The sequence below is a fragment of the Microcella sp. genome, from assembly GCF_030645145.1.
Classification (GTDB): Bacteria; Actinomycetota; Actinomycetes; order Actinomycetales; family Microbacteriaceae; genus Microcella.
The window spans coordinates 1-13,884 of sequence record NZ_JAUSMI010000039.1; the positions used below are offsets into that span (position 1 = coordinate 1).

Here is a 13,884-nt window from a genome sequence, read left to right on the forward strand (position 1 = left end):
CGCGCCCTCGCCGCGTCGCGCGCGGGGCGAGGGAGAAGCGCTCGGCGACGAGATCCCCCGCCGTCGTCGTCGCCCCGAGCCGGTCGACGCCGAGGTCGACGAGCGAGACGCGACGCGAGGCGCGACCGGCCTCGGCCGGGAGGACGGCCCCCGCGACGAGTGCGCGCCCGCCGAGCGCCGGGAGGTAGCCGGCGAGGGTCGCCGCCGCGAGACGGCGCGAGGCGGGGTCGCCGACGAGGGCGACGCGATCGCCCGCGTGCGCGCGCAGCGCGAGCACGGCATCCGCCCCATCGATCTCGAGACGGTCGGCGACGAGGACGGCGTCGCCCTGCTCGCGCGCCCACTCGGTGTCCTCCCGGTGGTGGCGCAGCTTCTCGCCCTCGACGTCGAGGTCGGGCATCGCCCGGTCGAGCGCGCGCGGGAACCACCAGCCGGCGCGACCGAGGAGGGTCATGATCGCGGGGCCGAGCGTCATGCGCACGACGAACGCGTCGACGGCGATGCCCACGGCGAGCCCGAGCGCGATGGGCTTGATGAGGTTCGCGCCCTCGGGCACGAAGGCCGCGAACACGAAGAACATGATGAGCGCGGCCGCCGTGACGACGCGGGCGCCGTGGGCGAAGCCGTCCTCGATCGCGGCGCGCGGGTCGCCCGTGCGCACGAACTCCTCGCGCATGCCCGAGACGAGGAAGACCTCGTAGTCCATCGCGAGCCCGAACAGCACCGCCATGAGGATGATCGGCATGAAGCTCAGGATCGGCCCGGCCTCGGTGTGCAGGAGCTCGGCGCCCCAGCCCCACTGGAACACCGCGACCGTCACGCCGAGCGCAGTGCCGACCGTGAGCAGGAAGCCGAGAGCGGCCTTCACGGGGACGAGCACCGAGCGGAAGACGGCCATGAGCAGCAGGATCGACAGCCCCATGACGATGAGCGCGAACGGCACGAGGGCGTCGGTCAGGCGCGTCGAGATGTCGATGCCGACGGCGGTGACGCCCGTGACGGCGAGCGGCGTGCCGAACGCGTCCTCGATGCCCGCCGCGGCGTCGCGCAGCTCGGCGACGACGGCCTTCGTCGCGGGGTCGTCGGGCGCGGTCTCGGGCGCGACGCGGAAGATCGCGAGCTCGAGACCCGGTGAGGGGATGCCCCGGCTCACGCTCGCGACGCCATCGACCTCCGCGAGCTCGGCGCGGATGCCATCGAGATCGTCGAGGATGTCGGTCGTCTGCGTGATGTCGGCGGTGACGAGCAGAGGCCCGGCGGTACCGGGGCCGAAGGCGTCGGCGATGAGGTCGTAGGCCTCGCGCTGCGTCGAGCCGGCCGGCTCGTTGCCGCCGTCGGGCAGATTGAGGTCGAGCGAGAAGGTCGGGATCGACAGCGTGCCGAGCACCGCGACGACCGCGATCGTCGTGAGCACGGGCCGCTTCATGACGCCGCGCACCCAGCGGCGGCCCATCGTGCGAGCCTGCTCCGCCTCCGGCTGCGCCCGCTTCCACGCGCGCGAGCCGGGCTTCGGCACGAGGCGCGCGCCCCACAGCCCGAGCAGCGCCGGCAGCAGGGTGACGGCGCCCGCGATCGCCACGAGCACCGCGAAGGCCGCGCCCACGCCCATGACCGACAGGAAGGGGATCCCCACGACGAGCAGGCCGAGGAGCGCGATGATGACGGTCAGCCCGGCGAACACGACGGCGCTGCCCGCCGTGCCGACGGCGACCGCGGCCGACTCGCCCGGATCCATGCCCCGGCCGAGCTGCGTGCGGTGCCGCGACACGATGAACAGCGCGTAGTCGATGCCGACCGCGAGGCCGATCATGAGCGCGAGTAGGGGCGCCGAGCTCGACACCGGCAGAGCGGCGGCGAGGGCGAGGATGCCGCCCATCACGATGCCGACGCCGACGAGCGCGGTGATGAGGGGCATCCCCGCCGCCGCGAGCGAGCCGAACGTGACGATGAGCACGACGGCGGCGACGAGCAGGCCGATGACCTCGCTCACCGTGATCCCGACCGTCGTGTCCTGGAAGACCTGGCCGGCGAACTCGACGCGCGCGTCGCGGTCGTCGCTCGTGGCGATGAGCGCGTCGAGCGTCGCCTCGCTCACCTCCTCGGAGGTTCCCTGCAGCTGCACCTGCACGATCGCGACGCTCTCGTCGTCGCTCACCTGCCCGTCGGCGAACTCGTCGAAGGGCCCGAGCACCGCCTCGACGCCGTCGATGCGGGCGAGGTCGGCCGCGAGGTCGTCAATCTCGGCGCGGATGCCCGCATCCGTCACCGAGGAGCCCTCGGGAGCGACGACGACGGCCTGCGCGCTCGCCCCGGCGACGGCCGGGAAGAGCTCGTCGAGCTGGTCGAGCGCCTCCTGCGACTCGGTGCCGGGGATGGAGAAGGCCTCCTCGGTCTGCCCGCCGAGCGCGAGGCCGCCCCCGAGCGCCGCGGCGAGCACGAGGACCCACGAGACGAGGACGAGCCAGGCACGCCGGTAGGCGACGCGGCCGATGCGGTAGAGCAGGGTCGACACGGGCGGGCTCCTAGCAGGCGGGGTCGGCGACAGGTTCGGTCGCGGGGTCGGTCACCGGGACGAGGAGCTCGCTGATGACCACGAGGAGCCCCGCGCGGAGCACCTCGGGCTCCTCCTCGACGACGTCGAGCTGGCGGGCGGCCGCGAGGCAGTAGGCGGCCCCGCCGAGGGCGATGCCGTACCGGAGCTTCTCGACCGGCGAGCTCGCCGCGAGGTCGAAGAGGTCGGCGACGCGGCGCATCTGGACGAGCGCGCGCTGCATGACGGGGACGTCCTCGAGGGTCGCGCCCTGGTTGATCACGAGGTGGACGACCTGCCGGTGGTCGAGGAGGTAGTCGACGAAGCGCTCGACGAAGGCGGCGCGGTGCTCGCGGTCGAGCCCGCGCGCGGCGGTCTCGTCGATGAGTGCCGAGAGGTCGTCGAGCGCGGGAGCGAGCGCTGCCTCGAGCAGCTGCTCCTTCGAGTCGTAGTGGTAGAGCACGCTCGCCTTCGACGCGCCGGCGAGGTCGGCGATGCGCTGGAGGGAGGTGGCGGCGTAGCCGGCGCTCGCGAACTCGGCGAGCGCGATGAGGCGCAGATCTTCGGATCGGGACACCGCATGACCATACCTGACCGATCGGTCAGGTTGCTGGGCGGTTCCTGAGCACCCGCCGCACGGGCCGCGAGCCACCCGGTAGCGTGGGCAACCGACCTACTGGAGGTGCATCCGTGCGCAAGTACCTGTTCAACGGCGCGATCATCAGCGCTGCGGTCTCGGCCGTGAGCGTCATCAACGCGACCCGCAAGGGCCCCCACGACTGGCGCCTCGCGCTCATGTGGGCGAGCTGGGGCATCAGCGTCGCGATCGCCGTCGGCACGATCATCGAGGACCAGAAGACCCCGGGCGACCCCGCCTTCCAGCTCGTCGACAGCTAGGTCGACGGCGAGGTCGACCGAGCAGCGCGCGCCGCGAGCCGCCGCTGCAGGCGGGGCAGCCGCAGCGCCCTCCGCCACACCGCCCACACGAGCATCCCGGCCGCGAACGACAGCACGGTCGCCGCGAGCGGGGCGTCGTCCTCGAGCAGCGGGTAGAGCTCCCAGTGCACGAGGTACACGAAGAGCGACGCCGAGGCGACCGCCGTCACGATCGGCAGCAGGATGCGCGGCAGACCCACCGCGCGCACCCAGATGAGCGCGAGCAGTCCCGCGATCACGACGGCCTCGCGCTGCGGATCGCCGAAGAAGCCGACCGTCCCGGCGACGGCGATCACGGAGGCGATCACTCTCTGCCCGCGCGACTCGGAGCGCGCGACGAGCCAGCCGAGCGCGAGGAGCCACAGCACGGCGGGCGGGGCGTAGCGCTCGACGGCCCCCGCCGTCACCCCACCGGTCACGGCGACGCGCACCACGAGCGCGAGGCCGACCGCGCCGAGCGCGAGGGCGAACGGGCGACGCCGCTCGAGCCGATCGAGCGCGGGCACGGCGACGAGCAGCGCGAGCACGAGCGCGCCCGCGACGGCCGCCTCGATGAACCAGAAGCGCCACTGCTCGGACCACGTCGCGCTCGCCCACCCGGCGGGCTCGCCGAGCCAGGAGTTCACGAGCAGCGCGGTCGTCGGCTCGTAGGCCCCGGTCGTCAGCCCGACGGCGCCGATCCAGAGCGTCGCGGGCACGGCGATCATCGCCGTCGCGCGGAGGAGGCTCCGCACGCGCGCGGCGCGCTCGACGCTCGCGAGCTGGAAGCGCGCGAGGTTGTAGCCGAGCACGGCGAGGAGCACGTGCGCGCCGCCCTGCAGACCGAGCAGGTTCGCGTGGGTGCCGACGATGAGGACGATCGCGAGCGCGCGCAGGGCCACGGGCGCCTCGAGCGTCGCGAGCGACCAGCGCGATGCGCGCCGGGGCGCTCCGGCAGAGCCCTCGCGCCCGATCTGGCCGTCCGCGACTCCGCGCGCCCTCGAGGGGGCGGATGCCCGGCGCTCGTCCGCGAGCGCACCGAGCTGCTCCGCCGTGAGCGACGGCCAGTCGCGCGGGAGCTCGCCGACGAGGCGCTCGAGCCGGACGACCGCCTCGACGTAGGCGAGCGAGTCGCCCTCGAGCGCGACGAAGCTGTCGTCGACGGTCGCGTCGGGTCGATCGAGGACGGCAGCGTAGAGGCTGCGGACGGCCTCGGCGAGCGCCGGCGGCCCGTCGGCCGGGGTCCCTTCCACCGTTGGCGCCGCATCGAGCATCGCCTCGGAGTCGACGGTCTGCTCGGCGATCGCCCGCAGGGGCGCGCGATCGGGCTTCCCGCTCGACGTCACCGCGAGCCCCTCGATCATCGTCACGCGGAAGCTCCGCGTCGGCAGCCCCGTCGCCGAGGCGAGGAGGCCGGGCACGCACTCGAGCTCGTCGAAGGCGGGCGAGCCGATGAGCACGCCGTCGCCCGCCTCGACGGCGTGGGCCGGGATCCCCTTGTCGGCGAGGAGCGACTCGATCCGGTCGAGGTCGACGCGCAGGCCGAAGATCTTCACGAACCGGCTCGAGCGACCGACGATCTCGACGAGGCCGTCCGGGGCGAGGCGAGCGAGGTCGCCCGTGCGCAGCTCGTCGAGCTCGGGCCCGCGGGCGAGGTCGGCCGGGCTCGAGGCGTAGCCCATCATGACGTTCGGTCCGGCGTAAACGAGCTCGCCGCATCCCTCGTCATCGGGGGCGTCGATGCGCAGCGCGCCGCCGGGGATCGCGACGCCGATCGCCTCGGGTCGCTCCTCGGCGAGCGCGGGCGGCAGGTACGCCATGCGCGCGGTCGCCTCGGTCGCTCCGTACATGACGACGAAGTCGACGCCGTGGGCCGCCGACTCGCGCGCCCAGCGCCGCACCCGTTCGGGCCCGAGCTTGCCGCCCGCCTGTGTGATGCAGCGCAGCGCCGGCAGCTTGAGCGGTCGCGCGCCCGACGCCTCGATGAGGTCGAACGAGTGGGGGACTCCCGCGAGCGAGGTCACGCGGGCCGCCTGGACCTCGCTCCAGAACGCGGGCTCGACGACCGAGCGGTCGGTGAGCAGCACGCTCGCGCCGGCGGCGAGGTGGCTCGTGATGATCGAGAGGCCGTAGCAGTAGTGCAGCGGCAGGGTCGTCGCGCCGCGGTCGACGGGCTCGAGCGACAGGTACTCGGCGATGCTGCGGGCGTTGCTGACGAGGTTGCCGCGCGAGAGGCGCACGAGCTTGGGCGAGCCGGTCGAGCCCGAGGTGCTCAGCAGCATCGCGAGGTCGGGATGCACCTCGTGCGCGCTCGCCTCGCGGCGATGCTCGATGCGCGCGTCGCCGTCGCGCGACGAGACGATCGTGTCGGGGTCGTACTCGGCGAGGATTCCCGCGCGCAGCGTCTCGGAGGCACCCGCGTCCCTCTCGCCGTCGATCATGATGACCGGATGCCCGCCCGCGAGCGCGGCGAGCAGGCTCACGATCGTCTCCTCATCCCGACGGGCCGCGAGCATGACGAGCCGGCGGTCGGCGCCGAGCAGCGCGGAGCGCTGCGCGACGCGGTCGCGGAGCTCCCCGTAGGTCAGCGAGCCGCGCTCCCCAACGAGCGCGACGTCGTCGTCGCCCCCAGCGAGGAACGGGTGCGCGACCGGGGTCGCTCGCGAGCGCGCGACGGAGGCGGGGACGAGAGAGGCCATGGCGTGGTAAGGCTAGCCTAAGCTCAGCCAGATCGCGCGGGGAGATCTGCGTCAGGAGCGGGCCGCGAACGCCATGACGATGCCGAGCACGATGAGCGCCGCTCCCCCGGCCGCACGGACGGCGGCGATCCGGCTGCGGTTCGAGGCGAACCACTCGCGAGCCGTGCCCGCGGCGATGCCGTACGTACCGTCGCTCACGATGCCGATGACGAGGAAGATCGCGCCGAGGATCAGCATCTGGACGACCGGTTCGGCGCCGCTCGGGACGACGGCCTGCGGAAGCGCCGCGACGAAAAACACGATCGTCTTCGGGTTCGTGATCCCGACCACGACGCTCTCGCGCACGATCGTCGTCGCGCGGGGCGTCACGGGGTCGAGCTCCTCCTCGCCGAACTCGTTGCGGTGCCGGATCGACTGCACGCCGAGCCAGACGAGCACGAGCGCGCCGACGATCTTCAGCACCGTGAACAGCAGCTCCGACTGGGCGATCACGACCCCGACGCCGAAAGCCACCGAGACGATCTGGAGCCCGACGCCGAGGGCGCCGCCGAGCACGCTCAGCAGTGCGGCGCGAGTGCCGAGCGCGAGCGCGCGACCGATGACGAAGAGGACGCCCGGCCCGGGCACCACGATGACGACGATCGACGTCAGGAGGAACGCCGCGAACTCGGGACCGAACACCACGGTCTCGATGCTAGGGGCGCGCCAGTGCACCAGGCGCCCGCGGACTGGTGCGGCGCCCCGTCACAGCCTCACGTAGCTCCATCCGTCGCCCTGCCGGATGGCAAGATGGGCGATCGCCGCGGGAACCGAGCCCACGCCCTTGATCAGATCAGCGGCCGACAGGCCGAACGAGGCCAGGCTGTTGCGACAGGCGACGACGAGGACAGAGCTCTCCTCGAGCCCGGAGAGCACGCCCTCGGGACCGTCCGCGGCCGTCGTCAGTGCGACGACCGCCGGTCCGTGGACGACGAGCTCGATCTTCGCCTCGCCGCCCAGCTCCGCTCTCGCCTTCATTCCGATGCGCACTGCGGTCGCGAGCGCATCGCTCTCGCCGAGAACGTGGAGGAGCAGCCTGACAGGGCCGACGGTCACGATGAACCCCCACCGGCTCGCGAGTCGGTGACGGCGCGATTTCGAGTCGTGCGAGCTCGGCGGCGGTAGAGGAGAGCTATGGCGATCAGCGCGATGACGGCGATCGCACCGACCGCGAGGTTGGGAACGCTCGTGCTCGCATCGATGACCCACGTCTCAGCGCGATACTGCTGATCGACCGTGAGCAGGCTCGGGAGATTCGTGGTCCCCTCTGTGACGATCAGCACGATCCCGATCGCGATCGAGAGCAGCCCTGAAGCGACCATCCACCATGTGTTGCGCCAGCGCCCCACCCGGATCTCCCGCGGCCGCAACCACCCTCGTTCCGCGATCCGCAGTCGCGTCCACAGCAGAGACAGGATGAGCAGGGGGACCGTCATGCCGAGCGCATAGAGCGCCAGCAGGATCCCGCCGTAGACGGGCGACCCGCCCATCGCGGCGACGGTGAGGACGGAACCCAGGATGGGGCCGGTGCACACGCCGGCGACGGCGTAGACCGTCCCGAGCACGAAGACCGACACCGCCGAAGTCCCTTCCGTTCCCGAGCCGCGCGTGAAGCCAGGGATCGGCACCCCTGCGATCTGAATGACCCCGATCACGATGACGATGGCGGCGGCGACTGCCACGATGACGCTTCGGTGCTCGGTCACGAACGAACCGACGACTCCTGCCAGCAGTCCCATCGGGACGAGCGTCGCCGTGAGTCCGGCGTAGAAGAGCGCGGTGCGTCCGATCAGCCGAGCAGGGCTGGTGAACGCGTAGGCGAAGAACGCGGGAAGCAGCAGCACCGAACATGGGCTCAGGAGGCTGAGGGCACCGCCGAGCAGGGCGCCCGCGTATCCGATCGTCACCCGCGGCCCGCCTCTGCCAGCTCCGTATCGATCGTGGCACGCACCGCGTCGAGGGGCTGAGCCCCCACGAGCGGGCTGTCGTTCACGAGGAAGGTGGGCGTCCCGGTGACTCCGATAGCCGACCCCTCCTGCTGGTCGGACATCACGGCCTCTCGCAGGGCCGGGTCGTCGAGGGCTGCCGTGAACGCATCGATGTCGGGGATGCCGATCTCCACTGCGTACTCGATGAGTCGCTCTCGAGGAAGGTCGGGGTGCGCTCGCTCAGGCGAGTCCGCGTAGATGGCATCGACGTACTCCCAGAACATCCCCTGCTCCGCCGCCGCCCGGCCCGCGATCGCCGCGATGATCGACTCCTCGCCGAAGACCGGCATGTCACGCCACTCGATTCGAACGAGACCCTCGTCCACGTACTCGTCCACGATCGTGGGCAGCGTCTCTCGCGCGAAGAGCGCGCAGAACGGGCATCGGAAGTCTGCATACTCGATGAGCACCACGGGCGCATCCGGATCCCCCAACGCCAGAGGGTCGCCCTCGATCCGTCGCGACAGGTCGAAAGCGGGTTCCGACTGGGAGTCCGGCGCCGCGGACTGACCGGCTGCGGGCGCGAGCGCGGACTGCTGCTGCTGCGCGACGACGCCAGCGACGATGACCGCCCCGACGATCGCGAGTCCGGCAGCGATCCAGAGTTTTCGGAGAACAGCGTCGCGACGCGGCGCAGCGGTTGGGGTCTTCGCGTTCATGATCCGGGCTCTCCTCGACGTCGGTTTACGATGTGACCACGACGGTACCAAATGTCTGAACATTTATAATCAGGATGGATCCGATGAATCAGCTGGACGCGGTCAGTCGAGTCCGCGCTGGGTCGCCCCTGTGGGAGGCGGTGCGTGACGACCTCCTCGAGCGAGTAAGGTCTGGAGAGTTCTCCGATAGCTTCCCCGGTGAGATTTCTCTCGCCGGGGAGTACGGAGTGAGCCGCGGCACCATTCGCGCGGCCCTGCGCCCATTGCGCGAGAGCGGCGTCGTCTCGGCGCATCGCGGTCAGCGGCCCCGCATCGTGGTGGATCAGGCGCCCGGGTCGTTCGGGCCGGTGTACAGCCTCTTCGAAGCCGTCACCGCCGCGGGTTTCTCCCAGCGCAGCAGAGTGATCTCCCAGGGCTTCACGCGCAATGCTCACGCGGCGGGCCAGCTGGAGCGCCCCGACGACGAGATGCTCTTCGAGCTCGTTCGTCTGCGACTCGCCGACGATTCCCCGCTCGCGGTCGACCGGATCTGGTTGCCGTCTGAGATCGGTGAGGCGCTTCTCGATGTCGACTTCAGCGAGACCGCCCTCTATCGACAGCTTGCGAAGAAGTGCGGGATCTCTCTCGACGGCGGGTCGGAGGAGTTGCGCGCCGAGACCGCGGACGCCGGGCTGGCCCGCCAACTCCAGTGCGCACCGGGCACCACGCTCTTCCGGATCGACCGTATCGCCTGGAGCCGCGGACGAGCGATCGAGTTCCGGCGCACGTGCGTGATCGCCGACCGATACGTCGCTCGAACCAGCTTCGGCGAGCCACGAAGCGCCGCCGGAACCGCCAGGGACGAGAAAACCCCGGCAGCTGGCGAGAGCGAACCGGGGTTTCGTACACCCCCCGGGACTTGAACCCGGAACCCACTGATTAAGAGTCAGTTGCTCTGCCAATTGAGCTAGAGGTGCGCAGTTCGACGAGCGAACCGAGAGGCAACGATAGCAGAGATGGCGAGGCGTGCTCTACACGGCGGGCGTCCAGCCGACGCGGTGCGGGCATCCATATGCTGACCAGGAAGCGCGGGCGCCCGGAGGGCGACGCGCACGCCGACCCCTCACCCGCAAGGAGCCCCCATGACCGAGGCCCGCCTCGAGGCCGGCACGCCGGCCCCCGCCTTCACGCTCGCCGACAAGGACGGCCAGCACGTCTCGCTCGCCGACTACTCCGGGCAGAAGGTCGTCCTGTACTTCTACCCCGCGGCCTCGACGCCCGGATGCACGACGCAGGCGTGCGACTTCCGCGACAGCCTCAACTCGCTCGCCGCCGCCGGCTACCAGGTGCTCGGGGTCTCGAAGGATCAGGGCGCCGCGCTGCAGAAGTTCGCGGACGAGGAGAACCTGACCTTCCCGCTGCTGAGCGACCCCGACCTCGCCGTCCACCACGCGTACGGCGCGTACGGCGAGAAGTCGATGTACGGAAAGACGGTCACGGGCGTCATCCGCTCGACCTTCGTCATCGACGAGAGCGGCGTCATCACGCACCCGCTCTACAACGTCAAGGCCACCGGCCACGTCGCGAGCCTGCGCAAGAAGCTCGGCATCGACGCCTAGATCTCCGCGCTGCCAGGGACGGGCTCGGGTCGCTACGACTCGGGCCCGTCGTCATGCCGGGAGAGATGCTCGCTCACCGAGGGGGTGAGCAGCAGCACGATCGCGACGATCGCGGGGATGAGAAGCCACGTCGCGATATCCGGTCGCGGGAGGAGCCCCTGGATGCTCCCGACGCCGACCGCGACCTGCAGGAACTGCCACACGAGCGCCCCGCCGCGCGTCCACGACCGACCGCGCCAGGCGGCGATCGTGATGACGACGAGCCACACGGCGGCGATGACGCAGGCGACGAGGAGGGCGACCGCGGTGGCGACCGACGTCGCGGGAACCGTCACGAGCTCGACGAGCAGGAAGAGCGACACCCCGATCATGAGGGCGGCCTCGGCCCCCAGGATGACGACCAGCAGGATGACGAGAGGTGTCCGGCCGGTGTCCTGCACGCAAACCCCTCTCGCGGAAACCCTTGATTTCGAACGTGTTACATGCGAGCCTAGTAGCGGTTGAAGTGCCGCCTACAACGCTGTGGGCCGTCCTGAAGATCCCTCTTCACTCCCCACTCACTGGCCTCGTTCGTTCGAGACCGCGGTGCGCCAATCAAAGCACTTCTCGGCACTTCTCTGGCGCCCGAACCCCAACCCTAGGAGCACTGTCCCATGGACTGGCGTGACAAGGCAGCCTGCCTCACCGCTGACCCCGAGCTGTTCTTCCCGGTCGGCAACACCGGCCCCGCGGTCGATCAGATCGAGAAGGCCAAGACGGTGTGCGGTCGCTGCTCGGTGACCGAGACCTGCCTGCAGTACGCCCTCGAGACCAATCAGGACTCGGGCGTCTGGGGCGGCCTCAGCGAGGACGAGCGCCGCGCTCTCAAGCGCCGCGCCGCTCGCGCCCGACGCGCCTCGTAGCTCCGCACGGACCGCCCCGTCGTCGCTGCGAGCATCGCGCGGAGGCGGGGCGTTCTTCTGCCCTCCGTCTGGTGCTCGCGCCTCGCCCCTAGGCGCGACGCTTGAGGTAGAGCAGCGGCACCTCGATCGTGACCTCGGTGCCCTCCCCCTCGAGGGTGTGCCAGTCGATCGTGCCGCCGAGCTCACCCTGGATGAGCGTGCGCACGATCTGCGTGCCGAGGCCCGAGCCGACCTTCCCTTCGGGAAGCCCTCCGCCGTTGTCGCGCACCTTCACCGCGAGACTCTCCTCCGTGCGACTCGCGACGATCTCGACCTCGCCGTCGCTGCGCCCGACGAGCCCGTGCTCGACGGCGTTCGTGACGAGCTCCGTGAGCGCGAGCGCGAGCGGCGTCGCGTGCTCGCTCGGCAGCGTCCCGAAGCTGCCCGTCGACTTCGGGCGAACGACCGTGTTGTGGCTCGAGGCGACCTCGGCGATGAGCATGAGCACGCGCGCGAAGACCTCGTCGAAGTCGACGTTCTGACTGAGGCCCTCCGAGAGGGTGTCGTGCACGACGGCGATCGCCGCGACGCGACGCATGGCCTGCGTCAGGGCATCCCTCGCGCCCTCGCTGTGGGTGCGGCGGGCCTGGATGCGCAGCAGCGAGGCGACCGTCTGCAGATTGTTCTTCACCCGGTGGTGGATCTCGCGGATGGTCGCATCCTTCGTGATGAGCTCGCGCTCCTGGTGGCGCACCTCGGTGACGTCGCGGACGAGCACGATCGCGCCGATCCTCACGCCGCCGAGCCGCAGCGGGATCGCCCGCAGGCTCACCGTCACCCCGCGCGCGTCGATGTCGGTGCGCCACGGCGCGCGGCCGGTGACCACGAGAGGCAGCGACTCGTCGACGACGAGCTTGCCGTGCAGCAGTCGCGTCGTGACGTCGGCGAGCGACTCGCCCTCCAGCTCGCCCGCGAAGCCCATGCGGTTGAACGCGCTGAGCCCGTTGGGGCTCGCGAAGGTGACCGTGCCGTCGACGTCGAGACGGATGAGCCCGTCGGAGGCGCGCGGAGCTCCGCGACGCGGCCCACTCGGCGCCGCCATGTCGGGGAAGTCGGCGCTCGCGATCATCTCGAACAGGTCGTTCGCGCACTCGTTGAAGGTGAGCTCCTGGCGGCTCGGCATGCGCGCCTCGCTCAGGTTGGTGTGGCGCGTCATGACGGCGATGGGATGCTCGCTCACGGCCTTGCCGCCCGGCGACAACCGCCGCACGACGGGGACGGCCCGCACGCGCGTCGGGGTCTCCTCATACCAGTCGGGCGCGCTCGAGTCGACGATCTTCGCCGACTCGAAGGCCTGCGTGACCTGCCGGCGCCACTCGGGCTTGATCTCCTGCCCCACGAAGTCGCGGTAGAAGAGCGTCGCCGAGCTCGAGGGGCGCGCATGCGCGACCGCGACGAATCCGCCCGAGGTCGTCGGCACCCAGAGGACGATGTCGGCGAAGGCGAGGTCGGCGAGGAGCTGGCCCTCGGCGATCAGGAGGTGGAGCCATTCGATGTCGGCGTCGCCCAGTGCCGCGTGCTCGTGAACGAGATCGGAGAGGGTCGACACCCCGAAAGGCTACCCCGTCAGCCGGAGCCTCCCCCGACCGCGGGCGGTGGCTCCCCCGCGGCCGCGACCCGCGGCGACGCCGTACCCGAGACGGTCGGCGAGAGCCGCCGCGCCCTGCCGCAGCGCCGAACGCGGGGCGACGTCGAGCACCGTTCGGGCGCTCAGGAGCGCCGCATCGGCCGCGCTCGGGTCGTCGGCGATGAGGATCGGATCGGCGATGCCGCCGAAGCGGTCGAGGGTCTGCCGCACCTGCCCGCTCGGGTCGATGCCGAGCACGCTCGCGCGCACCCGGTTCGCGACCACGTGCACGCGGTCGGTCGTCACCGTCTCGAGCAGATCGGCGTGCGTGCGCAGCAGCCGCGCGAGGCCGACCGGGTCGGCGGCGCCGACCGCGACGACCTCGTCGGCGGCGCGCAGGGCGGCGATCGTCGCGGCGTTGCGCCGCGGGGCGAGCAGGTCGCTCGAGACCTCCTCGTCGGTCTCGAGATTGAATCCCGTGTCGACCACGACGACGTCGCTCCAGAGGCGGGCGGCCTCGAGCGCGCGGGAGACGCGGTCGCGGGACAGCTCGGGCCAGCGGTGCGGGCGGCCGATGCCCGTGAGGACGCGGAACGGCGCCGCCGTGCCTCCGTAGGTCAGCGCGATGCGGTCGAGCTCGCCCTCGGTGAGCGCGTCGGCGCCCGCGAGCCGGCACGCGGCGGCGAAGCCCGGCGCCTCGTCGAGCAGCCCGAGCGCGGGCGCGATCGTGCCGCCGTAGGTGTCGGCGTCGACGAGGCACACGCGATGGCCCCGCGCGGCGAGCTCGGCGGCGAGCGCGATCGCGAGAGTCGTGCGGCCCGGGGCGCCCGCGGGGCCCCACACGGCGATCACGCGCTGGCGCGGCGGAGTGGCGAGAGGAACGCTCTCGGTCGCCGCGGGCTCGTCGTGACCGGCGGCCGCGCCGGGGACGAGAGGCGGGGTCGGGGG

The 13,884-nt window shown here is 71.6% G+C and carries 14 protein-coding genes and 1 tRNA gene; 4 read left to right on the top strand and 11 right to left on the bottom strand.

The window, feature by feature from the left end; genetic code table 11:
- A partial coding sequence (locus Q7T15_RS02280; protein ID WP_304692864.1) for an MMPL family transporter occupies nt 1–2,512 on the bottom strand: 2,512 nt, incomplete at its 3' end.
- Between the two features lie 10 nt (nt 2,513–2,522).
- The gene (locus tag Q7T15_RS02285; protein WP_304692866.1) at nt 2,523–3,107 is read right to left on the bottom strand and encodes a TetR/AcrR family transcriptional regulator; all 585 of its coding nucleotides are present in this window, start codon (nt 3,105–3,107) and stop codon (nt 2,523–2,525) included.
- 113 nt (nt 3,108–3,220) lie between these two features.
- Between Q7T15_RS02285 and Q7T15_RS02290 the strand changes: the two genes are divergently transcribed.
- Complete coding sequence (locus Q7T15_RS02290) at nt 3,221–3,427, top strand: hypothetical protein (RefSeq protein ID WP_055859590.1); 207 nt, start codon at nt 3,221–3,223, stop codon at nt 3,425–3,427.
- Here the strand turns inward: Q7T15_RS02290 and Q7T15_RS02295 are convergent.
- The 5 genes from Q7T15_RS02295 to Q7T15_RS02315 are packed head-to-tail and all read right to left on the bottom strand — an operon-like array spanning nt 3,424 to nt 8,893.
- Nucleotides 3,424–6,144 (bottom strand): AMP-binding protein, encoded by a 2,721-nt coding sequence (locus tag Q7T15_RS02295; protein WP_304692870.1) that lies wholly within the window; start codon nt 6,142–6,144, stop codon nt 3,424–3,426. The two genes, Q7T15_RS02290 and Q7T15_RS02295, sit on opposite strands and share 4 nt — an antisense overlap.
- Nucleotides 6,145–6,195: 51 nt before the next feature.
- The gene (locus Q7T15_RS02300; protein WP_304692872.1) at nt 6,196–6,828 is read right to left on the bottom strand and encodes a LysE family translocator; all 633 of its coding nucleotides are present in this window, start codon (nt 6,826–6,828) and stop codon (nt 6,196–6,198) included.
- A gap of 60 nt (nt 6,829–6,888) precedes the next feature.
- Nucleotides 6,889–7,239, bottom strand: coding sequence for a DsrE family protein (locus Q7T15_RS02305; protein WP_304692874.1), 351 nt, complete (start codon nt 7,237–7,239; stop codon nt 6,889–6,891).
- Nucleotides 7,236–8,090 carry a cytochrome c biogenesis CcdA family protein gene (locus Q7T15_RS02310; protein WP_304692876.1) on the bottom strand — a complete coding sequence of 285 codons (855 nt, stop codon included), beginning with the start codon at nt 8,088–8,090 and terminating at the stop codon, nt 7,236–7,238. The genes Q7T15_RS02305 and Q7T15_RS02310 overlap by 4 nt, the downstream gene beginning before the upstream one ends.
- Nucleotides 8,087–8,893, bottom strand: coding sequence for a DsbA family protein (locus tag Q7T15_RS02315; protein WP_370689081.1), 807 nt, complete (start codon nt 8,891–8,893; stop codon nt 8,087–8,089). The genes Q7T15_RS02310 and Q7T15_RS02315 overlap by 4 nt, the downstream gene beginning before the upstream one ends.
- A 20-nt stretch (nt 8,894–8,913) precedes the next feature.
- Between Q7T15_RS02315 and Q7T15_RS02320 the strand changes: the two genes are divergently transcribed.
- A complete protein-coding gene (locus Q7T15_RS02320; RefSeq protein WP_304692878.1) occupies nt 8,914–9,732 on the top strand; it encodes a GntR family transcriptional regulator in 819 nt (272 codons plus the stop codon).
- Here Q7T15_RS02320 and Q7T15_RS02325 read toward each other — a convergent pair.
- A tRNA-Lys gene (locus Q7T15_RS02325) sits at nt 9,714–9,786 on the bottom strand. The genes Q7T15_RS02320 and Q7T15_RS02325 overlap by 19 nt on opposite strands.
- A 165-nt stretch (nt 9,787–9,951) precedes the next feature.
- On the opposite strand from Q7T15_RS02325, the gene bcp reads away from it, so the two are divergent.
- Nucleotides 9,952–10,428: a thioredoxin-dependent thiol peroxidase gene (gene bcp / locus Q7T15_RS02330; protein ID WP_304692880.1), complete on the top strand. Its 477-nt coding sequence runs from the start codon at nt 9,952–9,954 to the stop codon at nt 10,426–10,428.
- Between the two features lie 32 nt (nt 10,429–10,460).
- On the opposite strand, the gene Q7T15_RS02335 is transcribed toward bcp, so the two are convergent.
- A complete protein-coding gene (locus Q7T15_RS02335) occupies nt 10,461–10,868 on the bottom strand; it encodes a hypothetical protein (protein WP_304692882.1) in 408 nt (135 codons plus the stop codon).
- A gap of 213 nt (nt 10,869–11,081) precedes the next feature.
- Between Q7T15_RS02335 and Q7T15_RS02340 the strand changes: the two genes are divergently transcribed.
- Nucleotides 11,082–11,330 carry a WhiB family transcriptional regulator gene (locus Q7T15_RS02340; protein WP_055859575.1) on the top strand — a complete coding sequence of 83 codons (249 nt, stop codon included), beginning with the start codon at nt 11,082–11,084 and terminating at the stop codon, nt 11,328–11,330.
- An 88-nt stretch (nt 11,331–11,418) separates the two neighbouring features.
- Here Q7T15_RS02340 and Q7T15_RS02345 read toward each other — a convergent pair whose 3' ends face one another.
- Complete coding sequence (locus Q7T15_RS02345; RefSeq protein ID WP_304692887.1) at nt 11,419–12,918, bottom strand: sensor histidine kinase; 1,500 nt, start codon at nt 12,916–12,918, stop codon at nt 11,419–11,421.
- A gap of 9 nt (nt 12,919–12,927) precedes the next feature.
- The coding region (locus Q7T15_RS02350) for a P-loop NTPase (protein ID WP_304692889.1) at nt 12,928–13,884 on the bottom strand (957 nt) is incomplete at its 5' end.